The sequence below is a fragment of the Caproicibacter sp. genome (assembly GCF_046707225.1).
GTDB lineage: Bacteria > Bacillota > Clostridia > Oscillospirales > Acutalibacteraceae > Caproicibacter.
Map to the genome: position 1 here is coordinate 1 of NZ_JBJKOP010000025.1, position 24077 is coordinate 24077.

The 24077-nt window shown below is 58.2% G+C and carries 22 protein-coding genes; 16 read left to right on the forward strand and 6 right to left on the reverse strand.

All coding sequences use genetic code 11. From position 1 onward, the window contains the following. Nucleotides 1-644 precede the first annotated feature (644 nt). From polA to ACLQ3M_RS03965, 8 genes are all read left to right on the forward strand, one after another. A complete protein-coding gene (gene polA, locus ACLQ3M_RS03930) occupies nucleotides 645-3203 on the forward strand; it encodes a DNA polymerase I (protein WP_411676402.1) in 2559 nt (852 codons plus the stop codon). A 3-nt stretch (nucleotides 3204-3206) separates the two neighbouring features. After that, the gene (locus tag ACLQ3M_RS03935) at nucleotides 3207-4037 is read left to right on the forward strand and encodes a putative RNA methyltransferase (protein ID WP_411676403.1); all 831 of its coding nucleotides are present in this window, start codon (nucleotides 3207-3209) and stop codon (nucleotides 4035-4037) included. Continuing rightward, nucleotides 4034-5212 carry a glycosyltransferase 87 family protein gene (locus ACLQ3M_RS03940; RefSeq protein WP_411676404.1) on the forward strand — a complete coding sequence of 393 codons (1179 nt, stop codon included), beginning with the start codon at nucleotides 4034-4036 and terminating at the stop codon, nucleotides 5210-5212. The genes ACLQ3M_RS03935 and ACLQ3M_RS03940 overlap by 4 nt, the downstream gene beginning before the upstream one ends. Further along, nucleotides 5200-5643: a ribosomal protein S18-alanine N-acetyltransferase gene (rimI, locus tag ACLQ3M_RS03945; RefSeq protein WP_411676405.1), complete on the forward strand. Its 444-nt coding sequence runs from the start codon at nucleotides 5200-5202 to the stop codon at nucleotides 5641-5643. The genes ACLQ3M_RS03940 and rimI overlap by 13 nt, the downstream gene beginning before the upstream one ends. Before the next feature lie 236 nt (nucleotides 5644-5879). Beyond that, on the forward strand, nucleotides 5880-6095 hold the full coding sequence (locus ACLQ3M_RS03950; protein ID WP_411676406.1) for a hypothetical protein: 216 nt from the start codon (nucleotides 5880-5882) through the stop codon (nucleotides 6093-6095). Further along, the gene (tsaD, locus tag ACLQ3M_RS03955; RefSeq protein WP_411676407.1) at nucleotides 6083-7099 is read left to right on the forward strand and encodes a tRNA (adenosine(37)-N6)-threonylcarbamoyltransferase complex transferase subunit TsaD; all 1017 of its coding nucleotides are present in this window, start codon (nucleotides 6083-6085) and stop codon (nucleotides 7097-7099) included. The genes ACLQ3M_RS03950 and tsaD overlap by 13 nt, the downstream gene beginning before the upstream one ends. A gap of 162 nt (nucleotides 7100-7261) precedes the next feature. Continuing rightward, complete coding sequence (locus ACLQ3M_RS03960; RefSeq protein ID WP_411676408.1) at nucleotides 7262-9025, forward strand: phosphoenolpyruvate carboxykinase (GTP); 1764 nt, start codon at nucleotides 7262-7264, stop codon at nucleotides 9023-9025. A gap of 251 nt (nucleotides 9026-9276) precedes the next feature. Then, a complete protein-coding gene (locus ACLQ3M_RS03965) occupies nucleotides 9277-10656 on the forward strand; it encodes an NCS2 family permease (RefSeq protein ID WP_411676409.1) in 1380 nt (459 codons plus the stop codon). A 77-nt stretch (nucleotides 10657-10733) separates the two neighbouring features. Here ACLQ3M_RS03965 and ACLQ3M_RS03970 read toward each other — a convergent pair whose 3' ends face one another. Together ACLQ3M_RS03970 and ACLQ3M_RS03975 are read right to left on the reverse strand one after the other, a co-directional pair. Then, on the reverse strand, nucleotides 10734-11513 hold the full coding sequence (locus ACLQ3M_RS03970; RefSeq protein ID WP_411676410.1) for an exosporium glycoprotein BclB-related protein: 780 nt from the start codon (nucleotides 11511-11513) through the stop codon (nucleotides 10734-10736). Nucleotides 11514-11951: 438 nt separating this feature from the next. Continuing rightward, nucleotides 11952-12452, reverse strand: a complete 501-nt coding sequence (locus ACLQ3M_RS03975; protein WP_411676411.1) for a BclA C-terminal domain-containing protein — start codon at nucleotides 12450-12452, stop codon at nucleotides 11952-11954. A gap of 171 nt (nucleotides 12453-12623) precedes the next feature. Between ACLQ3M_RS03975 and ymfI the strand changes: the two genes are divergently transcribed. Beyond that, entirely contained in the window at nucleotides 12624-13349 is a 726-nt protein-coding gene (ymfI, locus tag ACLQ3M_RS03980; RefSeq protein WP_411676412.1) for an elongation factor P 5-aminopentanone reductase, read from the forward strand. A gap of 33 nt (nucleotides 13350-13382) precedes the next feature. On the opposite strand, the gene ACLQ3M_RS03985 is transcribed toward ymfI, so the two are convergent. From ACLQ3M_RS03985 to ACLQ3M_RS04000, 4 genes are all read right to left on the reverse strand, one after another. Then, nucleotides 13383-14354, reverse strand: coding sequence for a type I phosphomannose isomerase catalytic subunit (locus tag ACLQ3M_RS03985; protein ID WP_411676413.1), 972 nt, complete (start codon nucleotides 14352-14354; stop codon nucleotides 13383-13385). 160 nt (nucleotides 14355-14514) lie between these two features. Next, the gene (locus ACLQ3M_RS03990) at nucleotides 14515-16971 is read right to left on the reverse strand and encodes a DsrE/DsrF/DrsH-like family protein (RefSeq protein WP_411676414.1); all 2457 of its coding nucleotides are present in this window, start codon (nucleotides 16969-16971) and stop codon (nucleotides 14515-14517) included. A 59-nt stretch (nucleotides 16972-17030) separates the two neighbouring features. Then, the gene (locus tag ACLQ3M_RS03995) at nucleotides 17031-17633 is read right to left on the reverse strand and encodes a TlpA family protein disulfide reductase (RefSeq protein ID WP_411676415.1); all 603 of its coding nucleotides are present in this window, start codon (nucleotides 17631-17633) and stop codon (nucleotides 17031-17033) included. Nucleotides 17634-17645: 12 nt separating this feature from the next. Beyond that, nucleotides 17646-18326 (reverse strand): cytochrome c biogenesis CcdA family protein, encoded by a 681-nt coding sequence (locus ACLQ3M_RS04000; protein ID WP_411676416.1) that lies wholly within the window; start codon nucleotides 18324-18326, stop codon nucleotides 17646-17648. A 152-nt stretch (nucleotides 18327-18478) separates the two neighbouring features. On the opposite strand from ACLQ3M_RS04000, the gene ACLQ3M_RS04005 reads away from it, so the two are divergent. From ACLQ3M_RS04005 to ACLQ3M_RS04035, 7 genes are all read left to right on the forward strand, one after another. Continuing rightward, the gene (locus tag ACLQ3M_RS04005) at nucleotides 18479-19345 is read left to right on the forward strand and encodes an NAD(P)/FAD-dependent oxidoreductase (RefSeq protein WP_411676417.1); all 867 of its coding nucleotides are present in this window, start codon (nucleotides 18479-18481) and stop codon (nucleotides 19343-19345) included. Between the two features lie 94 nt (nucleotides 19346-19439). Then, nucleotides 19440-19751, forward strand: a complete 312-nt coding sequence (gene trxA, locus ACLQ3M_RS04010) for a thioredoxin (RefSeq protein WP_411676418.1) — start codon at nucleotides 19440-19442, stop codon at nucleotides 19749-19751. Nucleotides 19752-19898: 147 nt separating this feature from the next. Next, complete coding sequence (locus ACLQ3M_RS04015) at nucleotides 19899-20303, forward strand: hypothetical protein (protein WP_411676419.1); 405 nt, start codon at nucleotides 19899-19901, stop codon at nucleotides 20301-20303. Further along, entirely contained in the window at nucleotides 20300-20509 is a 210-nt protein-coding gene (locus ACLQ3M_RS04020; RefSeq protein WP_066646691.1) for a helix-turn-helix transcriptional regulator, read from the forward strand. Before ACLQ3M_RS04015 ends, ACLQ3M_RS04020 begins: the two co-directional genes overlap by 4 nt. Nucleotides 20510-20547: 38 nt before the next feature. Beyond that, nucleotides 20548-21600 carry an A/G-specific adenine glycosylase gene (gene mutY, locus ACLQ3M_RS04025; RefSeq protein WP_411676420.1) on the forward strand — a complete coding sequence of 351 codons (1053 nt, stop codon included), beginning with the start codon at nucleotides 20548-20550 and terminating at the stop codon, nucleotides 21598-21600. Nucleotides 21601-21648: 48 nt separating this feature from the next. After that, nucleotides 21649-22521: a DMT family transporter gene (locus tag ACLQ3M_RS04030; protein WP_411676421.1), complete on the forward strand. Its 873-nt coding sequence runs from the start codon at nucleotides 21649-21651 to the stop codon at nucleotides 22519-22521. Nucleotides 22522-22542: 21 nt separating this feature from the next. Then, the gene (locus ACLQ3M_RS04035) at nucleotides 22543-23490 is read left to right on the forward strand and encodes an L-lactate dehydrogenase (protein WP_411676422.1); all 948 of its coding nucleotides are present in this window, start codon (nucleotides 22543-22545) and stop codon (nucleotides 23488-23490) included. Nucleotides 23491-24077: the final 587 nt, after the last annotated feature.

Genomic DNA, 24077 nt, shown 5'->3' on the forward strand with positions numbered 1-24077 from the left:
CCATACACAGCGGTAAAACCGCGCATTTGCAGGTAATATTATACCTCATTCCCCCTGTTTTGTACAGAGCGGGAAAAAAGGGGCGAAAAATAAATCCTGCTTTTCACGCGCGCCGGTGTATGGAATGAAAATTCCGTACCGGTGCTTTTTTGTGCCCTGTATTGGGCGAAACGCCCGCTCCCGCGTATTTTTTGGCACGGAACCCGGAAATTTCGTGCCGCCATTCTCTCCGCGGGGGCGGGAGCACGCCGCCCGGTACCGGCGGCTTTTCCGTTTTGACGGACGGGAAAGTGCAAAGCGCGTGAAAAGGAGTTCTTTGAATCAGGCACGCTCTTCTCGAGTTCATTCTCTTGAAGTGTGCCGCAGGCAACATGGCTCTCCGTCCTTTTGAAACGGCGGGGCCGCCGACACTGGGCCGCGTGGGTGATTCAGCACTCACGCGGCTTTCTTTATGATTTAAGGGCGGATAGCTCTGCGCGGCGTTGGAGTGGCCGTCGCGTGGTAGTCAAATTATATCTGGAAAGAAACAAACCGCCCGTTGCTCCGGGCGGTTTGTTTCTTTTCTCATCGTTGAGAATAACCCTTAATTTTTCCCCGGGAACGTGATATAATACTTCCATAACTTGTATTCCGGGGGAAAAGCGATGAAATTACTGGTACTGGACGGCAACAGCATTCTGAACCGGGCGTTCTACGGCGTGCGGCTCCTGACGACGAAAGAGGGGCTGTTTACCAACGGAATCTACGGTTTTCTGACCATCCTGCAAAAAATGAACGCGGAAACTTCCCCCGATGCGGTCGCGGTCGCATTCGACCTGCGCGCGCCAACCTTTCGGCACAAAGAATACGCGGGCTACAAGGCGAACCGCAAGGGGATGCCGGAGGAGCTTGCCCAGCAGCTGCCGACGCTAAAGGAGCTTCTGGTGCTGCTCGGCTATCATCTGGTGGAATGCGAGGGCTTCGAGGCGGACGACATCCTCGGCACCCTCGCGCACCAATGCGAAAAAACGGGCGACGAGTGCGTCCTCGCGACCGGGGACCGCGACAGCCTGCAGCTGGTCGGGCCGCATGTGACGGTCCGCCTTGCCTCCACAAAAATGGGGCAGCCGCAGGTCACACTTTACGACGAAGCGAAAATCAAAGAGGATTACGGCGTGACTCCGGAGGAAATGATCGAGATCAAGGCGATTCAGGGCGATACCTCCGACTGCATTCCGGGCGTCGCCGGAATCGGGCCGAAGGGCGCGGGGCAGCTGGTTCAGGCCTATCATAATATTGATTACATTTATGAGCACCTGGACGAGCTGGAAATCAAGGACGGGATGCGGAAAAAACTGGAGGCCGGGAAGGACAGCGCGTTTTTGAGCCGTCACCTCGGAACCATCCGCACCGACGCGCCGATCGACACAAACCTGAAAAACTATGTTCCCGTTCCCGGCGACCGCGCGGGCGCGGCGCGGCTGATGGCGAAGCTGGAGTTTTTCTCGCTGATCGAGAAAATGGGCCTGGACGTGCCGGAGCCGGAGGAGGTTCGTCAGGAGCAGGCCGTGACGGTCGCGGAGCATACGGACCCGGCGGAGCTGCTGAAAGCCGCGCGAAAAGCCGGGCGGGCGGACTTTGTCGCGGAGACGGACGGGGCGCTGCGCGTGCTTTGGAACCGGGACGGCGTCCTCCATACCGTGGAAGACGCGGACACCCTGCGCGCGCTGTTTTCGGACGTATCCGTCCGGAAGAACACCCACAACGTCAAGCCGCTTTGCTCCAGACTGCTGAAGGACGGCGTGCAGCTGGCCGGGCCGGTGTTCGACACCCTTCTGGCGGCGTATCTGCTGAACCCGTCGGCCTCCGGGTACGAGCCGGCGCGGCTTGCGAGGGAGTACGGCGCGCCGGAACCTGCCGGGGAACTGACGGAAGCGCAGACGGCCGCCGCGCTGATGCCCGGCCTTGTGGACCGGCTCGCGGAAAAGATCGCCGAAAATTCCCAGACGGAGCTGCTCGACCGCATCGAGATTCCGCTGGCGAAGGTGCTTGCGGATATGGAAAACACCGGCTTCGCGGTGGACGAGGACGGAATCCGAGAGTTTGGTGAAAAGCTGGAGCAGCGCATCACGGAGCTGCAGCGACAGGTTTATGAATCCGTCGGGTACGAATTCAACATCAATTCACCGAAGCAGCTTGGCGACGCGCTGTTTGAAAAGCTGGGTCTTCCGCACGGCAAAAAGACGAAGACCGGCTGGTCGACCGGAGCGGAAACGCTGGAAAAGCTGCGGTACGACCACCCGGCGGTCGAGATGGTGCTCGATTACCGCGCGCTTACAAAGCTGAAATCCACTTACTGCGACGGCCTTTTAAAGGTCATCGGGCCGGACGGCAGGATTCATTCCAGCTTTAACCAGACCGAAACGCGCACGGGGCGCATCAGCTCTACGGAGCCGAACCTGCAGAATATTCCCGTTCGCACGGAGCTCGGGCGCGAAATGCGCCGCTTTTTCCGCGCCCGCCCCGGCTGGGTGCTGGTGGACGCGGACTATTCGCAGATCGAGCTGCGGGTGCTCGCCCATGTTGCGAACGATGAAAATATGATCCATGCTTTTCTGAACAACAACGATATTCACCGCAGCACGGCCGCGCAGGTGTTCCATATGCCGGAGGAGCTGGTCACGCCGCTGATGCGCAGCCGGGCGAAGGCCGTCAATTTCGGAATCGTGTACGGCATCGGCGCGTTTTCGCTGTCCAAAAACATCCATGTTTCCGTTGCGGAGGCAAAGCGGTATATCGAGGATTACCTCGCGAATTTTTCCGGCGTGGATTCCTACATGGAGCGCGTGGTGGAGCAGGCAAAGGAAGACGGCTATGTGCAGACGCTGTTCGGGCGGCGGCGGTATCTGCCGGAGCTGAAATCGTCGAATCACAATCTGCGCGCGTTCGGGGAGCGCGTGGCGCGGAATATGCCGATTCAGGGAACGGCGGCGGACATCATCAAAATTGCGATGATCCGTGTGCGGGACCGTCTGGAACGCGAACAGATGAAGTCGAAGCTCATTTTGCAGGTGCACGATGAACTGATCGTCGAGGCCCCCAAAGAGGAGGCGGACCGTGCCGCCTTGCTTCTGACCGAGGAAATGCAGAACGCCGTGTCGCTTTCCGTTCCGATGATCGCGGAAGCGAAAACCGGGGAAACCTGGTACGAGGCGAAGGCGTAGCGTATGGGGATTTTTGCCTGCCCCGTCTGCGGGGAGCCGCTCCTGCGGGAGGAAACGGCATACCGGTGCCCTCAGGGGCACAGTTATGACCTTGCGAAAGAGGGCTATGTTTATCTGCTTCCGCCAAACAAGAAGCATTCCGCCGACCCGGGGGACAGCCGCGAAATGGTCGCGGCGCGCCGGCGGTTTCTGGAAGCGGGGCATTACGCGCCGTTCAGCGACTGTTTGAACCGTCTGGCGGAGGAGAATCTTCCGCAGGGGAGCCCCGTGATTCTGGACGCTGGCTGCGGCGAGGGGTACTATGCCGGGCGGCTGCGGGAACATCTGCTGAAAAGGGGAGCGGCTCCGGAGCAGTACGGGTTCGATATTTCCAAATCCGCGGTGCGTGCCGCCGCGAAGAAGTATCAGGGGATTTCGTTCGCCGTGGGCAGCATCTTCGGCATTCCGGCTCTTTCCGCGTCCGCCGACGTTCTTACGGATGTGTTCGCGCCGATTGTTCCGCGGGAATATGCCCGGGTACTGCGCCCCGGCGGGTTTCTGATCCTCGCCGTGCCGTCGCAGCGGCATTTGTACGGCCTGAAAGAGATCCTTTACGACGAACCGTACGAGAACGAATACCGGGAAACCGAGTACCCTGGTTTTGCGTTCCTCCGGCGCGTGCCGGTGCGGGGGAATATCACATTAAACGGGGCGCGGGAAATCGGGGACTTGTTCGCCATGACGCCCTACTTCCGAAAAACCCCGCGCGAGGGCTGCGAGCGGCTTGCCAGGACGCAAACGCTTAGAACGGAAATAGGATTCGATTTTTTACTCTATCGCAAGGTGGGAGAATGATGAGCAAGCGCAAGGCGTTCGTTAACTTTGTCAAAGCGGAGAATATCTTCTTCATGGTCGCCGTCACGGTCCTCGCCATGGCGGTCCGTCTCAGATTTTTCGGGTATATCTCCAGCGACTACCGGCAGTTTTTATCCGGATGGTTTGAGTTGCTTCGCCAGAACGGCGGCCTTTCGGCGGTAGGAATCAATTTCGGCGACTACACGCCGGCCTACTACTATCTGCTTGCCCTTCTCACCTATCTTCCGTTTTCCGGCCTGCACCTGATTAAGGCGCTCTCCTGCGCGGGGGACGTCGCGGCGGCGTATTATGTGTTTCGCATCGTCGACCGGAAATACGGTGAATTCTGGGGGGAAATCGCCTACGCGGTCACGCTGTTCCTGCCCAGCGTGATTCTGAATTCGGCGGTCTGGGCGCAGTGCGATTCCATCTACACCGCCGCGCTGCTCGCCTGCGTCTGCTATCTGATGGAGGACCGGCAGTACCTTGCCGTCACGGCGTTTTCAATTGCGCTTGCGTTTAAGCTGCAGGCCGTGTTTTTCGCTCCGCTTTTGTTCGTCCTGCTCTTCAAGGGAAGAATCAAAGCGCGCTGTCTGCTGATCCCGCCGCTGGTGTATGTGATTTCCATTTTGCCCGCCGCTTTGATGGGCCGCGATTTCTGGGAATTGCTGACCGTCTATTTCCGGCAGTCGCAGGAGTACAACGAGCTGACGATGAACCTGCCGAATCTGTTTTCCTGGTTTCCCGCGGACGCGCCGGAATCCGTCGGCAAGGCGGCGGTGCTGGCCGCGGGGGCGCTGGTGCTGTTCACGTTTGCCTATCTTTGCGCCCGGAAATTCCGCATCACGGATGAAATGCTGGTTTCCCTCGCGCTGTTTTATGTGATGCTGCTGCCGTATTTTCTTCCGTTTATGCATGAGAGGTACTGGTACCCGGCGGATCTGCTCTCGCTTGTGTTCGCGTTTTATTTCCCGGAAAAGTTTTATGTCCCGGTCATTACGGTGATGTCCTCCGTCTACGCCTACAGCCGGTTTCTGTTTCGGTTCCGATTTATCAGCATGAAGCTGTTTTCCGTTTTGATGCTCTTTAACCTGATCTGGGTCGCGATTCACATTATCTACCGCATCCGGGACGGCTCGGACTGGAAGGTGATGAGACGGGGATGGACGGACTGAAGCTGGTCCCCATGGCGCCGCGGCATCTGGACCGCCTCGCCGAACTGGAACGGCTCTGCTTTGCACAGCCGTGGACGAGGGACGGGCTTGCCGCCGAGCTTTCCAGCGATACCGCCGTCTTTCTGACCGCGGAGAGCGGCGGAGAAATCGTCGGCTACGCCGGGATGCACTGTGTCTGCGGGGAATGCTATGTGGACAACATCGCCGTTTTCCCCGCTTTTCGGCGCCGGGGCGTCGGGCGCGCGCTGACGCGGGGGCTGATCGGCCGGGCGCGCGGACGGAACGCGGAGTTTCTCAGCCTGGAGGTGCGTCCCTCCAACACGGCGGCGGTCGCGCTGTATCAATCGCTGGGACTTCGCCCCGCCGGGAGAAGGAAGAACTTTTACCGGAACCCGACGGAGGACGCGCTGATTCTTACCCTGCGTTTTTAGGATGTTTATTTTCTCTCGCCGCTCTTGATACCGACCATTTGGATGCATCGCCGCGCTGTTCCCCCGACCCGTACTTTGGCCTTTCGTACGGGACCGAAAGTACGGGCCTGTGCGGGGTCGAAAGCCCGCCGCACGCCGCCCTTCGGGGCTGGAAGAAAAAATAGGGGTTCAATTCCTGAATGGGAAAGATCGAGTATGAAATTCAACTCAAATTTAAGAATCAGGGGGAATGCAACATGACAAAACGCGAAACCCGTCTGCTGGCGCTTGCCTGCACGTTCATCGGAATTGTGATCGGTTTTTTGCTTGCGCCGATCAAGGCCGGAACCACCGTTTCCTGCGGCAACAACAATACGCTTGAGGGACCGGACGCCAAGAGACGAAAGCACCGCGGCGGAAAGCGCTTCCGGACGCGGGAAGAAGAACCCGGGGAGGATACATGCGAATTCTAGGAATTGAAAGCTCCTGTGACGAAACCGCCGCCGCCGTTGTGGAAGACGGCAGAATCATTTGTTCCAACGCGGTCGCGTCGCAGATTGAAGAACACCGGCTTTACGGCGGTGTTGTACCGGAGATCGCCTCCCGCAGGCACTGCGAGGCGATCTCCGGAATTGTGAAAAACGCGCTGGACGACGCCGGGACAAGCCTGGACGGAATCGACGCGATCGCGGTTACCTGCGCGCCCGGGCTGATCGGCGCGCTGCTGGTCGGCGTCAACTTCGCGAAGGGTCTGGCCCTGTCGACGGGGAAGCCGCTCGTTCCGGTGCACCACCTGCGCGCGCATATCGCCGCGAATTACCTGACTTTTCCGGAGCTTACGCCGCCGTTTCTCTGCCTGGTGGTTTCCGGCGGCCACACGCACCTGATCGACGTCCGGGACTACACGGACCTGCGCGTGCTGGGCCAGACCAGGGACGATGCGGCGGGGGAGGCGTTCGACAAGGCCGCGCGCGCGATGGGCATGCCGTACCCCGGCGGGGTAGAGCTGGATAAAGTTGCAGAGCAGGGGAATGATAAGGCATACAAACTCCCGCGCCCGTCCGTGGACGGGGCTCCGTTCGATTTCAGCTTTTCCGGCCTGAAAACCAACGTGCTGAATCAGCTGCACAACGCGCGGCAGCGCGGAGAAACGGTCTCGATTCCGGATCTTGCGGCGTCTTACCGCAGGGCGGTCGTGGACTGCCTGGTGCGGAACACGCTGCTTGCGGCGGAGGAAACCGGTGCGAAAAAGCTGGTGACGGCGGGCGGCGTTTCCGCAAACTCGCTGCTGCGGCGGGAACTGAAGGCGGTGTGCCGGGAACGCGGCCTGTCTTTTTACTGCCCGCGGCTGGACCTTTGCGGCGACAACGGCGCGATGGTTGCGGCTCAGGGCTTCTATGAGTATGCGGCCGGGAACGTCGCCGGACCCGGCCTGAACGCCCGCGCGGAGCTTTCTGTGGAATCCCTTTCCGTTTAATTTTGCAGGACGCGATTCATCATTATTCATTATTCCGCATAAGCATAAAATAGCAAAATTGATATATTCTTAACAATCAGATGCGATGTTATTGCACAATACGAAATGTTGTATTATAATGGCAGTATATTCATTAGGCCATTGGGCCGAAAGGAGAAGCATATGACTCAGAATCAATCGGTACTGGAATGGATGGAAAAGATGAAGGAGTTGGTCTGTCCGGACAGGGTGATCTGGATTGACGGGACTCAGGAGCAGCTTGAATCGTTGAGGGCCGAAGCTTGCAAAACCGGCGAGATGATCAAGCTCAATGAAGAGAAGCTTCCCGGCTGCTATCTTCATCGCACGGCCGTAAACGATGTGGCACGCGTGGAGGGACGCACCTTTATCTGCTCCCGCAGCGAGGAGGACGCGGGCCCCACCAACCATTGGATGGAGCCGTCAAAGGCCTATGAAATGCTGTACGGAATCGCGAAGAACAGCTATCGGGGCCGCACCATGTATGTGATACCTTATTCTATGGGCCCTGTGGGCTCACCGTTTGCCAAAATCGGCATTGAACTGACCGATTCCATTTATGTTGTTCTGAATATGAGCATTATGACCCGCGTCGGCAACGAGGTTGTTAAAACTCTCGGCAACAGCAGCGACTGGGTGCGCGGCCTGCACTGCAAATGCGAGATCGACGAAGAAAAAAGATACATCTGCCATTTCCCGGAGGACAACACGATTATTTCCGTCAATTCCGGTTACGGCGGGAATGTTCTGCTCGGCAAAAAATGCTTTGCGCTGCGCATCGCGTCCTTCCTTGGCAAAAACGAGGGCTGGATGGCGGAGCACATGCTGATCCTCGGCATTCAGAATCCGCTGGGCGAAATCAAATATGTGGCGGCGGCGTTCCCGTCGGCCTGCGGCAAGACGAACCTCGCCATGCTGATTCCGCCGGAATTCTACCGTCAAAAAGGCTACAAAATCTGGACGGTCGGCGACGACATCGCCTGGATGCGCATCGGGCCGGACGGCAGGCTTTGGGCGATCAACCCGGAAAACGGATTTTTCGGCGTGGCGCCGGGAACCAACGTGAAATCGAACCCGAACGCGCTTGCGACGACAAAATCAGGCACGATTTTTACAAATGTTGTGCATAATCTGGATGACAACACCGTCTGGTGGGAGGGATTGGACCACAATCCGCCGAAGAACGCCGTGGACTGGAAGGGCCGCCCGTGGGACGGCACCAGCAGCAAGGAAAAGGGCGCGCACCCGAACAGCCGCTTTACCGCACCGGCGAAAAACTGCCCGTGCATCAGCCCCGAGTTCGAAAACGGACGCGGAGTTCCGATTTCCGCAATTATTTTCGGCGGCCGCCGCGCGCGCACTACGCCGCTTGTGTATCAGTCCAGGGACTGGAATAACGGCGTGTTTGTAGGCTCCATCATGGCGTCTGAAACAACCGCGGCCGCGACCGGCGCCGTGGGCGTCGTCCGCCGCGACCCGATGGCCATGCTGCCGTTCTGCGGCTACCATATGGGCGATTACTTCAAGCACTGGATCGACATGGGCGAAAGGCTCGGCGACAAGGCTCCGAAGATTTTCAATGTAAACTGGTTCCGTCTGGACGACGAAGGCCATTTCATTTGGCCGGGCTTCGGCGACAACCTGCGCGTGCTCGAATGGATTCTGCAACGCTGCGAGGGCAAGGCGGACGCGGTCGACACACCGATCGGCTTTGTGCCGAAAGCGGATGACATCAACCTTTCCGGCCTGGATCTGACCGTCGACACGCTCAAGACGATTCTGAACGTCGACAGCGCGGACTGGGCGAAGGAAGCCGACGGAATCGAAGAGTTCTATCAGAAATTCGGCGACAAGCTCCCGAAGGAACTGAAAGCGGAACTTAAAAAGCTGAAAGAAAAACTTGCATAAATGACTCATGCGGAATGCGCCGGCTTGTCCCACTCGGGACGGACGGCGCATTTTATATTGCAAGAAAATCAGCCGAAATTCCTTATAATTCGGCATCGTTTTATAAAAAGTATGAATAAACTGTTTCTGAATTAAAAATTTTGTGTAAATGCAATATTGCGTTTTCACAAAGGAACCGATATACTTAACCTGTAATCGAAACGGGACCCGGCAATTTTGTCGGGCGATTTTTATTTTACGGAGGAATCGAAATGGCAGACAGTACAACGTCGGCGATCCATCCCAAGGGCGACTTTTTTAACCTGAAGGGGAACCACACGGATATCCGCACGGAGATCATCGCGGGGCTTACCACATTTTTCACGATGGCTTACATCATTTTTGTAAACCCGGCGATTCTCGGCGACGCCAAGATGGACAAGGGTGCGGTCATGCTTGCCACCTGTGTCGCCTCGGCGATCGGGACGCTTTTAAGCGGCCTTTTGTCCAACTACCCGCTGGCACAGGCGCCGGGCATGGGCCTGAACGCGTTCTTTGCCTACACCATCTGCGGCACTTACGGCTATTCCTGGCAGGCGGGCCTGTCCGCCGTGTTCATTTCCGGCGTCATCTTCATTGTTCTTTCCGCCGGAGGAATCCGCGAAAAAATCGTGGATGCGATACCGCTTCCCATGAAAAAGGCCATCAGCGGCGGAATCGGGCTGTTTATCGCAATCGTGGCGCTTAAGGGCGCGGGAATCGTCGCGCCGAGCGAATCCACCATCATTACGCTGGGCAATTTCACGAATCCTACGACGGCGCTTGCCGTGATCGGAATTTTCATCACCGTCCTCCTGGTGGTTCAAGGCGTAAAGGGCGGCCTGTTCATCAGCATTCTGGCAACCAGCGTCGTGGGCGCTGTGATGCAGTTCGGGTTCGGCGCCAACGTCGGCATTTCGCAGGGCCTTTCGGTCGGCGGTTCGCTTGCCCCGACCTTTGGCAAATTCACGGGCGGCTTTTCCGAGCTGCTTCACACCAATGAAGGCATCGGTGTGGCGTTCTTTTCCCTGATTGCGGTCCTGATTTCCCTGACGATGGTCGACATGTTCGACACGGTCGGCACGCTGTACGGCACCGCCGGCAAGGCGGGCTTCCTGACTCCGGAGGGCAAGCTGCCCAACGCGACGAGGGCGCTGATGGCCGACGCGATTGCAACCTCCGTCGGCGCCGTGTTCGGCACCTCCACCGTGACCACCTATGTGGAATCCAGCGCGGGTATTTCGGAGGGCGGCAAAACCGGCCTGACCAGCGTGACCACCGCCATTTGCTTCATCCTCGCGATTTTCCTTGCTCCGTTCCTCGGCTTTATTCCGGGCTCCGCGACGTACCCGGTCCTTCTGATCGTCGGCGTCATGATGATCGGCGGCGTGAAGGATGTCGACTGGGACGACATGGAAATCGCGATTCCCTGCTTTTTGACGATCGCAATGATGCCGTTCGCGTACAGCATTTCCGAAGGCATCGCGTTCGGCAGCATCAGCTATTGCTTCATCAAGCTGGTGCGCGGCAAGGTTAAGGAGGTCAGCCCGATCATGTACGGGATCGCGGTGCTCTTTATCATCCGCTACATTCTGGAATACGTTCACTTCTGAGTTTCATTTAAACGATGGGAAGCCCCTCTCCGAGTTTACGGAGAGGGGCTTCCCTTTTTCGTTCCGGGAGTGCGCCGTCAGCTGATGCCAACGCCCGCGCTGGCATAGCCCGCGATCGTATTGACCAGGGAAACGCCCGTCGCGGTGGCCGAAAAGACCATCAGCAGCCGCGTCTGGGCGGTGACCGGAATGGCGAGCCCGGTCGTGATGGCATTGAAGGTGTCGCCGATGGCGATGGCGCCGGTCAGCGGCGGAAGTGTTACAAGCGCGCCGGCAACCGGTGAAAACGTGTCGTTCGGGGTCGGCGAGCTGTAAAGCTGTGCGGTGATGGTCACGGTCGTTCCGGCAAGCGCAAGCGCCGCGGTCACGCTGAAATAGGCGGCGACGGAATTGATGACGCCGTCACGAGGCATTGAGAACGCAAAGTTGGTCAGGCCGGACAGGTCGATGACTCCCAAAGCGAGGGCACCCGGCGCGTTCAGACCGAACCCGATCAATCCCAGGGTTCCGACCAGACCTCCCGCCACGGTTGTCAGAGAGGTTGGAGTGCCGGATGCGAATGGAATGATAGCACCCGCACCCGCAGCGCCCGCTGCGCCCGTGGGACCTGTCGGCCCCGTCGGCCCGGTAACGCTCAGGCCCGCCGCGCCCGTGGGACCTGTCGGCCCCGTTGGCCCGGTAATGCTCAGGCCCGCGGTTCCCGTTGGCCCCGTCGGTCCGGTCGGCCCGGTAACGCTCAGGCCCGCCGCGCCTGTGGGGCCCGTCGGCCCGGTTGGCCCGGTAATGCTCAGGCCTGTTGCGCCCGTGGGGCCAGTCGGCCCTGTGGGCCCGACGGGTCCGATAATGCTGATACCCATGGGCCCTGTCGGCCCGGTTGGACCCGGCAGCCCCGGAAAGCCCGGAGGTCCCGGAAAGCCGGGAGGTCCGGGAGGGCCCGGAGGTCCGGCGGGACCGGGATCGCCCGTGAAGCCCTGAAAGCCCATCGGGCCCCTCGTACCGGGAGGTCCGGGAGGCCCCGGAGGGCAGAAGCGTCCGCCGGGCGCCGCGAAGGCGGGGTTGGAGCTTCCGGCCGGATCCCGGCCGTTACGGCGTGGAAAATTTTGATTGCAACCCAAGAAATCCCCTCCTGCTGTCAAAACGGATTCGCCGGCAGTAAGCCGGCTACCTTTTCTACCATAATATGCCGAAAGTTCTTCTGTGCCAATAATATTTTAAGTGACTTGCGGCAGGATTTGTCCAAATAAGGAATAAAAAGCTTCCCAATCCGGCAAAGCCGGAATTGGGGAGCAGAGGGATTAGCAGGAAATCCGCACGGCGGTGATACTGGCAGAGGATATTGTAGAAGCACCGCTTACGGTGAGGGAAACAACGCCGCCGGCGGGTACGCTGACGATTGCCTGGCCGCTGTAATGGGTGTCCGTCGTGGTAATGGCGGCGGAGCCTGCGACCGGTACGCCGTTGAGAGCCAGACCTAACGTAACGCCCGCAATAGGCGCCGTGACGGAAATATGATATTGAATCAGATAAACGCCCGGCCTGGTGAACAGCAGATTCCCGCCGGACAGTACGATGTCGGGAGTGGAGCTGCCGGTCCCGAAGACCACGGGTGCGCCGGCCGCTACCGCCTGGGATGCGGTGGTATAATAAAACGCATAGGAAGGAACCCTTAGATCACAGACAGGCGGGCAGGGGACGCATTGGCAGCACTGGCATTGGTACGGATCGCGGCTAATGGGAAGAAACGCTGGGAAGATCCGGTTGCAAGAGCAAGGATCGCTGCAATTGAAACAGCTCAAAATAAAACCTCCTTTTCACTTATGCTGAACGGTCTTTTACAGACCGTTCCCTGTATATACTATGCGGGAAAGGAGAATTTGTCTGCCGTTCGGCGAATTTCCGTACCGCTTTTTCCGGCGTTGTGGTATAATCGGCATTGAGAATCAAGAGGGGAGAAAGGGGAGTTCCGCGTGAAAAAAGCGCTGGTGACGGGGGCCTCCGGGGGGATCGGACAAGCGGTCGCCGCCCGGCTGGCCGCCGACGGCTACAAAGTGTATCTGAATTATTTAAAAAATGAAAAAGGCGCGCGCAGCCTTTGGGAAAGGCTGACGCGCGCCTGCGGCCCGGAATCCGCCGTTCTGGCGCGGGCGGATATTTCCGATTCCGCCCAGGCGGCGGAACTGTTCCGCTCCGCCGGAAAGCTTGACCTGCTGGTCAATAACGCGGGGATTGCGCAGCAGAAGCTGTTTACCGACCTGACAGACCGCGACTGGGACGAGATGTTCAATGTGGATGTGCGCGGCGTTTTTCTGTGCTGCCGCGCCGCCCTTCCCGATATGATCCGGGAAAAGAGCGGCTGCATCGTCAATATTTCTTCCATGTGGGGGCAGGTCGGCGCTTCGTGCGAAGCACACTATTCCGCCGCCAAAGCCGCCGTCATCGGGCTGACGAAAGCGCTCGCGAAAGAGGTCGGCCCCTCCGGCGTGCGGGTCAACTGCATTGCCCCGGGCGTGATCGACACCGAAATGAACGCGGGGTTTTCCGAACAGACCATGGAAGAGCTGCGGGAGGAAACCCCGCTGTGCCGCATCGGCTCCCCGGAGGATATTGCCGCGGCGGTGTCGTTCCTTGCTTCCGAACAGGCGGGCTTCATCACCGGGCAGGTCCTGGGGGTCAACGGCGGCATGGTGATCTGACCACCCGGAAAAACGGCAAACGGCTGCTCCGGCTCAGACCTCGGTCAGCAAAATTTCGCAGTCTCCTTTTACGGTGTACCGGCCGAATCCCGCCGGGAGGAAGACGCTGTCTCCTTTTGCAAAGGTCAGAAGCGTCCGGCCGCGGTCCAGAATCAGCGCGTCGCCGCGCAGGCATAAAATGGACTGAAAGCTTTTTTCGCTCGCGCAAAGCGCGTGTTCCGTAATTTTCATGCGGTTGACGGTGAAATATTCGCACGAGCCGAGCAGGGTTTTTACGCAGCCCGGTTCCCGGATTTCGTCCCCCTGCGGGCCGACGGGACGCGAGGGGCGGCTTCGGCGGGTAACGTCGAGCGCCTGCGGAATATGCAGCTCGCGCGGTTTTCCGTCCGCGCCCGGGCGGCCGTAATCGTAAATGCGGTAGGTCAGGTTGGAATTCTGCTGGATTTCCGCAATCAGAATCCCCGCGCCGATGGCGTGCAGCGTTCCGGATTCGATATACAGCACGTCCCCGGGGTGCACCGTCACCTTGTTGAGGACTTCGGTCAGCGTGTTGTTCTCAATCCGTTCGCGGAATTCTTCTTTGGAGATCTCGTGGTCGAAGCCGTAATAGAGGTACGCCCCCTCCTCACAGTCAACGATGTACCACATTTCGGTTTTGCCGAATCCGCCGCCGTGCGCGCGCGCGTACTCGTTGTCGGGGTGAACCTGAATGGAGAGCGCGTTCTTTGCGTCGATCAGTTTAATCAGAACCGGAAAATCGGGAAACTTTTCGCAGTCGGTTCCAAGAACCCGCCTTCCGGCTTTTTCAAAATATTCGTTCAGAGTCAGCCCCCGGTACTCGCCGTTCGCGATGACCGCGGGCCCGTCCGGGTGGCAGGAAAGAACCCAGCTTTCCGCGACTTTCGCCGCGCTGCTCTGCTGACGGTATTCGGTTCTCAGCCGGGTGCCTCCCCAGATATAATCCTTGCAAACGGCGTTCAGCCGGATCGGATACAGCTGTTCCATCTGAAACACTCCTTAAGAAACATGGATTTGTAAGCGAATGAAAATAATCCCAAAAACGATTATACCCGGATTGAGGCGCAATTACAATTACAGAACGAAAAAAACGAAAATCCCGCCGCCGGTATGTCCGGCAGCGGGATTTGAAACCTGCGGGAAGCGTTTAAATGAACAGGTTCGTGTCGGACTGTTCCGCCGCGCCCAGGAAGGTCGCGACTCCGGCGACCTCGACTCCGTCGATCAGTTCCTCTTTGCGGATTCCCATAATGTCCATGGACATCTGGCACGCGACGATCCGCACGCCGGAGTCCATCGCGGACTGGAGCAGTTCTTCCAGCGAAGAAACGTGCTTGCGCTTCATCACGCCGCGGATCATTTTCGGACCGATGCCGAGCATGTTCATGCGGGAAAGGCCGAGCTTTTGCGTGCCGCGCGGCATCATGGCGCCGAACATTTTTTCAATCAGGTTCTTTTGGACGCCGACGCGGTTGTTTCTGCGCAGAACGTTCAGGCCCCAGAATGTGAAGAACATCGTTACCTTCCGCCCCATGGAAGCAGCCCCGTTCGCGATGATCAGGGAAGCGATGGCGCGGTCAAGGTCTCCGCTGAACACGATGATGCTTTTGTCGTTTCCGCCCGCGGCGGGCGCGGAAGCCGGAGCGGCGGGCACCGGAGCGTCCTTCTGCACGCGGACCTCATAGACGGTGCCTTTCCGCTCGGAGCCGAGCAGGCGGTTTCCGGTCCGTTCGCACCAGACGCCGATGTCTGAGACAAAGCCGGGGTCCGTCGCGCGGATGCACAGGGTCTCGCCCTCCGATGCCGCTTTCACGGCCTGCGCCGTTTTCATGATCGGGCCGGGGCACTGCAGGCCGCAGGCGTCCACCTCAATCGTCTTTTCGGGGGCGGAGGGCGGCGCGGGTTTTACCGGCTCACAGTTTTTTTTTATGCCCACGCAGTCGGTGGGCGAGGGGGCGGACGGCTTGTCGTGAACGTCGCGCCAGGTCTTCATCCCGCCGCTCAGGTTGTAAACGTCGAACCCGTGCTGCGCAAGGATGCGGGACGCGACATAGCCGCGCAGGCCCACCGCGCAGTAGGCGTAGACCGGTTTGTCTTTCGGCAGCTCGGAAAGGCGGTTCCTCAGTTCGTCGACCGGAATGTTGACGGCGCCGTCCAGCATGCCGGTCGCGGTTTCCTCCGGGGTGCGAACGTCGAGGAGCGTAACCTTGGAGCGGTCAAGACCGTCCGTGTCCTCCGCGTAGAAAGGCTTGACGTCCCCGCGCAGCATGTTGGCGGCGGTAAAGCCCAGTATGTTCACCGGGTCTTTCGCGGAGGAATAGGGCGGCGCGTAGCACAGCTCCAGCTTTTCCAGGTCGTAAACCGTGCCGCCGAGGCGGATTGCGGTCGCGATTACATCGATGCGTTTGTCGGAACCGGCCGCGCCGACTGCCTGGGCGCCGTAAATTTTGCCGTCCGGCGCGAACAGCAGTTTCATGCTCAGCTGGGTCGAGTTCGGGTAATAGGTGGCGTGGTCGCTGGGATGCACATAGGTCTTAAGGTACGGCAGCTTCTTTTCTTTCAGCTGCTTTTCGTTCAGGCCGGTCGAAGCGGCGGTCAGGCCGAACACCTTCAGAATTGCGCTGCCGATGACGCCCTCGTCTTTTTGAACCCGCTTTCCAAGCACGTTTTCGCCCGCCGCGCGGCCCTGCCGGTTTGCCGGGCCCGCCAGCGCCAGCATGGTCTCTTCGCCGGTGATGAACTGCTTCACGTCGATTGCGTCGCCGACCGCGTAGATGTCCGGGTCTCCGGTTTGGAACGTGTCGTCCACCCGGATGCTGTCCCTGATGCCGAGCGGAAGGCCGGCGTCTTTTACCAGAGAGCTGTCCGGCGCGACGCCGATGCTCAGAATGACAAGGTCCGCCGGAAGCTCGTTCTCGTCGGATAGCTTGACGCAGAGCCGCTCCTTCTGTTCAAAGCCCTTTACACCCGTTCCGAACATCAGCCGGATTCCGTTTTCCCGCAGATGCCGGTGCAGGATCGCGGCCATTTCCGGGTCGAGGTTCGACACCGCCTGCGGCAGGAATTCGACGATGGTGACGTCGAGCCCGCGTTCTTTCAGGTTTTCCGCCATTTCCACGCCGATGAAGCCCGCGCCGACCACCACGGCGCTTTTGGCGCTGTGCTCTTTGATATACTCGTCAATGCGGAATGTGTCCGGAACAGTGCGCAGGGTAAAGATTCCGGGCAGGTCGATTCCGGGCAGCTTCGGCCGCTTCGGGTTTCCGCCGGGGGAAAGAATCAGCTTGTCGTAGCTTTCCTCATACCGGGAGCCGTCCGCGTGGTTTACGACCGTGACGGTTTTATTGTCCCGGTTGATCGAGACGACCTCACTTTCCACACGCACGTCGATGTTGAAACGGCTGCGCAGCGTTTCCGGCTTTGTGACCAGAAGCCTGTCTTTATCCTTGATCGTTCCGCCGATGTAATACGGCAGGCCGCAGTTTGCGTAGGAGATGTATTTTCCCTTTTCAAACAGAATGATCTGCGCGTCCTCGCTGAGCCTGCGCAGTCTGCACGCCGCGCTGGCACCCCCCGCGACTCCGCCTACGATTAAAACCTTCATAGTAAAACCGCCTTTCATAATAGTTTGTGAATTGTCAAATAAATCAGGGCATAAAGAAATTATGAGCCGGACAGAATCAGCTCGATTCCCTTTTTCAGCGTGTCGCCGTCCATGGCACCCGGCGAGCCGGCGGCTACCGTCCCGTCCGCTCGAATGAAAAAGGTCGCCGGAATGCCCGTCAGCCCGTATGCGGATACCGCTTCCTGATTCAGATCATAATAAGCCGGAAAGTTATAGCCGCTCTGCTTCAAAAACGCTTCGCCCTTTTCCTGCGTTTCCTGCCTTCCGTCGGTCCAGTTGACAAATAAGAACTGGACCCGATCCTTCTCTTCGCCGTAAACCTGATTGAACTCCGGCATTTCCTGCTTGCAGTAGTAGCACCAGCTTGCCCAGAAGTTGAGAACGACCGGCTTTCCCTTGAAATCCGACAGATGCACGGCGTTTCCGTCCGCGTCGTAAACCGTAAAATCCGGCGCTTCGACCGCCGAGGACGCCGCCTGCGAGGAACCCGCGGCACTCTGCGAAGAGGTCGGCGCCGATGAGACCAAGAAATCGCTTTCAGGCCGGTAGCGCGCGGAAAGGCCCGTGTAGGCAAAGTAAGCTCCGCCGAGGACCGCCGCGAATGCGGCGGTAAGAAGCACCGTTTTCCATGCCCGGTTCATTTTCTCCCTCCTTTAAGACAGCGGAACCAGAAGTCCGGCCGCTGTTAGAATTCCCACGATCACTAAAAGAATCCCGGATGCCGCCGTGACGGCCCGGTAATGCCGCTTGATGCGGTCGAACGAGCGTTTCAGCCGGTCGATCAGCAAAGCGGACGCAACGAACGGAATTCCCAGCCCCGCGGAATACGCGAGAAGCAGCAGAATCCCTTTCCAGCTTTCTCCGCCCGCCGCCGCTAGCATCAGGGCGGAGCCGAGAAACGCGCCGACGCACGGAGTCCAGCCGACGGAAAACGCGGCGCCGAACAGCGCGCAACGGAAAAAGCCAAGCCCGTTCGGGCGGAATCCGGAAACGCGGCTTTTCTCCAGGAACCCGATGCGCAGCACCCCCGCGAAATGCAGCCCGAACAGAACCATGACGGCGCCCGCGAAAAGGCCGGCCAATCGGGAGTGCTGGCGCACCGCCGCGCCGAGCGTTCCCGCGAACGCGCCGAGGACCAGAAAAACGGCGGTGAATCCCGCTGTGAACCCAAGCGCGTTTTTCACCGCGCCGCGATTGCCGCCGGAAGTTTCCTGCCCGGCAAAAAAAGAAGCGTAGGCGGGCAGCATCGGAAGAAGACAGGGGGAGACAAAGGTGACGACGCCTTCCAAAAAGGTGATCAGGTATTCCGTCTTCTTTCCCTCCCGTCTTTCCATTTTTTAAATACAAGTATATAATAAATGTATTGTATCGCTTTTTCCGTGACAAAATCACATAAGTTAAAAAAATAACTTTGTGACGTTGTCACGGAAGAAACCGGCAAAGCCGGTTAGGATGAAAATCACGAAAAAAGAACGGAGGATCTGTCATGCCGGACGTTATTATACTGGGGAGCGGCCCAGCGGGAATTTCCGCCGCGCTGTACACCGCCCGCGCCGGGCTTTCCACGCTGATTCTCGCCTCCGGGGCGGGGGCGCTGGAAAAAACGGATAAAATTGAAAATTATTACGGGTTCGCCGAACCGGTCTCTGGTCGGCAGCTGCTCGAAAACGGAATCGCACAGGCCGAACGCCTCGGCGTTCGCATTGTTCGGGAAGAGGCAGTCGGGCTCTCTTTCGACGGTGAATTTGCGGTCGCGACAAAAGAAAATTCCTATCGCGCGCCGTTTGCCGTCATGGCGACGGGCGCGTCGCGCAAAGCGCCGAAAATCCCGGGCCTTGCGGAGTTTGAGGGAAAGGGAGTCAGTTACTGCGCCGTTTGCGACGGTTTCTTCTATCGGAAAAAGCCGGTTGTAGTACTGGGCGCGGGCGATTACGCCCTGCACGAAGCCGCCGAGTTGCTGCCGCTGGCTTCTTCCGTCACGATTTTGACCGACGGGCAGGAGCCGCAGGCCGTGTTCCCCGCGGGAATGACGGTAAATTCCCGGAAGGTGGCGGCGCTGACCGGCGACGGGAAGCTCGGAGGAGTCCGGTTCGAGGACGGCTCCGAGCTGGAAACGGCGGGTCTGTTCGTCGCGGTCGGCGTGGCGGGCAGCGCCGACCTTGCGCGGAAGATCGGCGCGGAGGTGAAGGGCGTTTCGGTTGTGGTCGACGAAAAGAAGCGCACGAATGTGCCGGGTCTGTACGCGGCGGGGGATTGCACCGGCGGGCTGCTTCAAATTTCAAAAGCGGTGTGCGACGGCGCGCTGGCGGGGGCGGACGTCATCAAAGAATTCCGGGCGCGGAAAAAAAGCTGACTTTTTGCCTGCGTGACAATGTTACGGAACATTTCTCCTCTTCTTCATAGAATACAGCAAAAGCAAATTTAAATAGGAAAAGGAGAGACTCCAAATGTTGCCAGTAACCATTACCAGCAAGAATATCCACAAGTTTTTGAATTCCGGCAAGCCGCTGCTCATCGATTTCTGGGCGCCCTGGTGCGGGCCCTGCCGTATGGCCGCCCCCATCGTCGACGAGATTGCGCGGGAGGCCGCGGAAAAGGTCCGGGTCGGAAAGGTCGATATCGACAGCGAGCCGGAGCTTGCCGACAGGTTCGGTATCATGAGCATTCCGACTCTGGTTTTGCTCAGGGATAACAAAGAAGCCGCCCGCAAGGTCGGGGTGAAAAGCAAAAAGGATATCATGAAAATGATCGGCACCTGAAACCGGATGGGCCGACCTGTTGAATGGAATCATCGGGGGCGAACGCTGATCTTTTTCGGCGGTCCCCGTTTTTTCTTGCTTGACTTCGCCGGGTAAAGTGATATAATTCTAACATATGTTAGAAATAGTTCACACCGGAGGGATCCTATGAATCAGAAAAAACTAAGTTTAAGGGTATCTGTTTTCTTTTTGTTTTCTCTGCCGGGAGCGGTGATGTTTGTCTCCGGCCTTTACAAAGCATGGAGCATTCCATCCAAAGCCTTTGTGCTTGCATCCGATGCGGTATTCCTGCTGCTTTGGGGGCTTCTGCTCTTTTGGTACCTGAAAAAAGGACAGCCGTACGACGAGATGGCGCGGTCCACCGCGGTTTCGGCGGCCTCAGCTTCCTGGGCGGTGCTTGCCGTTCTTCTTGCGGGAGCGGCACTGTACTGCATCTTTACGGGGGGAACGATCGCGCTGACCGCGGCGGTGATGGATTTTGTTCTTGCGGGAATCGACGTGTTGTACGCGCTGTTTTTTGTACTGTATGACTGGCGGGGGAGCGCGGTATGAGGCTGAAAACGGAGCTGCCCCGGTTTCGGCGGGAAACGGGCATGACGCAGAGCGGGCTTGCGGCGCTTGTCGGCGTGAGGCGCGAAACCATTGTCAACCTGGAAAACGGGAGATACAATCCTTCCCTGCGGCTGGCGATGGACCTTGCGGATGTTTTCCATACAACGGTGGAAGAGCTGTTCCGTTTTGAGGCGGAAAAGGATTGAATCCGAGTTTAAAGGCTTATTGGGGGAGAGGAAACCGCATGAATTTAGCAGATATTGTAAGGCCGCTGCTGCGGTGGTACGAAGAGAACCGCCGCAGCTTACCCTGGCGGGAGGAACCGACCCCTTACCGTGTGTGGATTTCGGAGATCATGCTTCAGCAGACGCGGGTGGAGGCGGTTAAGCCCTATTTCGAGCGCTTCCTTCGGGAGTTGCCGGATGCCGAGGCGCTGGCCCGCGCCCCGGAGGACCGCCTGCTAAAACTCTGGGAGGGGCTGGGGTATTACAGCCGGGTCAGGAATCTTCAAAAGGCCGCGAGAATCGTTGTGGAGCAGTACGGCGGAATCCTTCCCGGCGACCCGGGGGAATTGAGAAAACTGCCGGGCATCGGGGAGTACACCGCCGGGGCGATTTCTTCCATCGCGTTCGGAAGACCGGAGCCGGCCATTGACGGCAATGTGCTGCGGGTGCTAGCGCGGCTGACCGCCGACGAACGGGATATCCGCGACCCGGCGGCGAAGCGCCTCGCGGCGGAAAACCTGCGCGGAATTTACCCCGCCGGGCGCAGCGGGGATTTTACACAGGCGCTGATGGAGCTTGGGGCGACGGTCTGCCTTCCGAACGGCGCGCCGCTGTGCGAACGCTGTCCGCTCTCCTCTTTGTGCGAAGGGCTGAAAACGGGGCGGGCGGAGGCTCTGCCTACGGCTTCGCCGAAGCCCGCGCGCCGCAGGGAGGAGAAAACGGTGTTTCTGATTCTTTGCGATGGAAAGGCGGCGCTGCAAAAACGCCCGGAAACCGGTCTTCTTGCCGGGATGTGGGAATTCCCCTGCGCGCCGGGGACCCTTTCGGAGGAGGAGGCCCGGCTTATTCTGAGCGGGTGGGGCGTTTCGGCACAGGGGATGGAGCCGCTGCCGGGTGCGAAACATGTTTTCACCCATGTGGAGTGGCAAATGAGCGGCTACCTTGTAAAATCGGAATTCATGACGAAAAATTTTTTCTGGGCGGATCGGGAAGATTTCGGTTCCCGCTGCGCCGTGCCGTCGGCTTATAAAAAGTTTTTAAAAATATTGCAGTCACAGTGCGAACTGTGCTAAAATGTACCAGATTGATAGGTTTGCTGTTTAAAAAGGGAGAATCGCCGGATGGTGTTGTCAAAGGCCCGGAAGCAGTCCGTAATGCTGATGATCGGGAGCGCGCTGCTGTGGAGCATTGCGGGGGCGCTGATCAAGCTGCTTCCGTGGAATCCTTTTATCATTTCCGGCTTCCGCAGCCTGCTGGCGGCGGGAGTCATGTTTTTGTACATCAGGCACGCCGGAATCAAAATATGCGTCAACCGCTATTCCATTCTCAGCTGTCTGACTCTTTGCGGGCTGTTGTTTTCCTTTGTAGTGGCAAACAAGCTCACAACAGCGGCAAACGCGATTGTGCTGGAGTATTCGGCCCCCGCGTTCATCGTTGTGTTTTCGGCGCTGATTTTCAAACAGCGCTTTCACCCGGCCGATGTATTCGCGGTCGCGGGAACGATGTTCGGCATCGCACTGTTTTTTTTCGACCGGCTGAGTGCCGGCGGTCTGCTCGGCAGCTGCATCGCGTTGTTTTCCGGCGTGCTGATGGCGCTGAATTTTATCGTTTCCGCCAGGGCGGACACCGACACCCGCATGAGCGGCATTCTGTTCGCACACCTTGCGACGGCGGTGATCGGCGTGCCTGTGATCTTTTTTGATCCGCCCGTCTTTTCGGCGCAGTCTCTTACCGCCATCCTGATTCTGGGAATTTTTCAGCTTGGGGTTCCCTATGTTCTGTACGGCCTGGCGCTGAAAAACTGCCCGCCCCTCGCGTGCTCGCTCATCGGCACGCTGGAACCGCTCCTGAACCCTATTTGGGTCTTCCTGTTTTACGGGGAGGCTCCGGGCAGATACGCGCTGTTCGGCGGCGCGCTGGTTCTCATCTCGATTACCGGGTGGTGCGTGTGGCGCGATCGGTACGTTGCGGCGCACTCCGGAATAAATATCTGATTCAATAGGAGGTCTGTGGACATGAAAACAAGGAAAATCGTTGTGATCGGCGCGGGGCATGTGGGCTCCCACTGCGGATTCAGCCTGATTACACAAGGCGTCTGCGACGAGCTTGTGTATCTTGACACGGACAGGGACAAGGCCGTTTCCCAGGCAATGGACCTCGCGGACGCGACCGTTTATCTTCCGCACCACGTGAACGTGCGCGCCGGCGATTACAACGAGCTGGCGGACGCGGACATCGCCGTAATGGCCGCCGGCCCGCTGCCGGACGAGCACCAGACCAGAATGGACACGCTGGGCGCAACGATCAAAGAAATGAAAACCGTAGTCGGCCCGATGAAGGAATCCGGATTTTCGGGAATCCTTGTCAGCATTTCGAATCCGGCGGACGTGATCGCGCATTATCTGCAGGAACGCACCGGCCTGCCCGCGAGGCATGTGATTTCCACCAGCACCACGCTGGATTCCGCGCGCCTGAGGCGGGTCCTTTCCGAGCGGACCGGAATCGACCAGAAATCCATTCACGCCTATGTGATGGGTGAGCACGGCGAATCGCAGATGGTGGCGTGGTCGAACGCGTCGGTTGCCGGGGTTTCCCTGACGGAGCTGATGAAAAAACATCCGGAGAGCTATGGAAAACTGAATCTGGACGAAATCGCGGCCGCGGCGCGAAAGGGCGGCTGGATTGTTCTTCACGGAAAGAAATCGACGGAGTTCGGCATCGGCACGGCGCTGACGGAAATCGTCAAGACCATTTTCCACGATGAGAAGAAGATCCTTCCCGTTTCCTGCCTGCTGGAAGGGCAGTACGGGCAGCGGAACGTTTACGCGAGCGTTCCGGCGGTGCTCGGCGCGGACGGCGCGGAGCGGATCGTCGAGATCGGCATGACGCAGGAGGAACTGGAAAAATTCGGCGATTCATGCGAAACAATGCGCAAGAACTTTAAAATCGCGATGGGACTGTAACGCGATTTTCCGGTACCGGACCCCGCCAAAAGCTGAAACGTCATAAGGAAGCACCGGAAAAATTTGGACTGTCTCAAGCCGGGAAATCTTATTAGCGAAACGATCCCCCTTGCAATCTGTTTATTCAGAGATGCAAGGGGGATTTGTTTCTATATAAAATGTGTTTTCCCTTAAGAAATTGTGCCGGAGGGCGAGCAGGCCGGTACTCTTTGATTCCGGCGGGCGTGCCGCTTATTGAGGAAGAATCCCGTTTTTCTTTGGTCAACCGACCAACCTCCAAGGTCTAACCTGCTATGAGACTTTAATTTATTGCAAAAACAATATTTATCATTGAAAAGCAGAAAAACAAACGTTATGATACCAATAAAGAAAATTACAAGAGAAAATGCAATAATTTTAAGCTTCTAGCTGCATAAGTGGCTAGCAAGCCTCTTTTTTAAAAACATGAAAGGGACAAAAGTATGGAAAATCTTTTTTGGTTGCCTGCGATTTCAGTAATCGCGTTTGTCCTTAGAATATGTGCTTATCTTGTACTTATTGTTATTGGAATTAAGCTAATTAAAATATTTAATAGCCGTAATAAATTT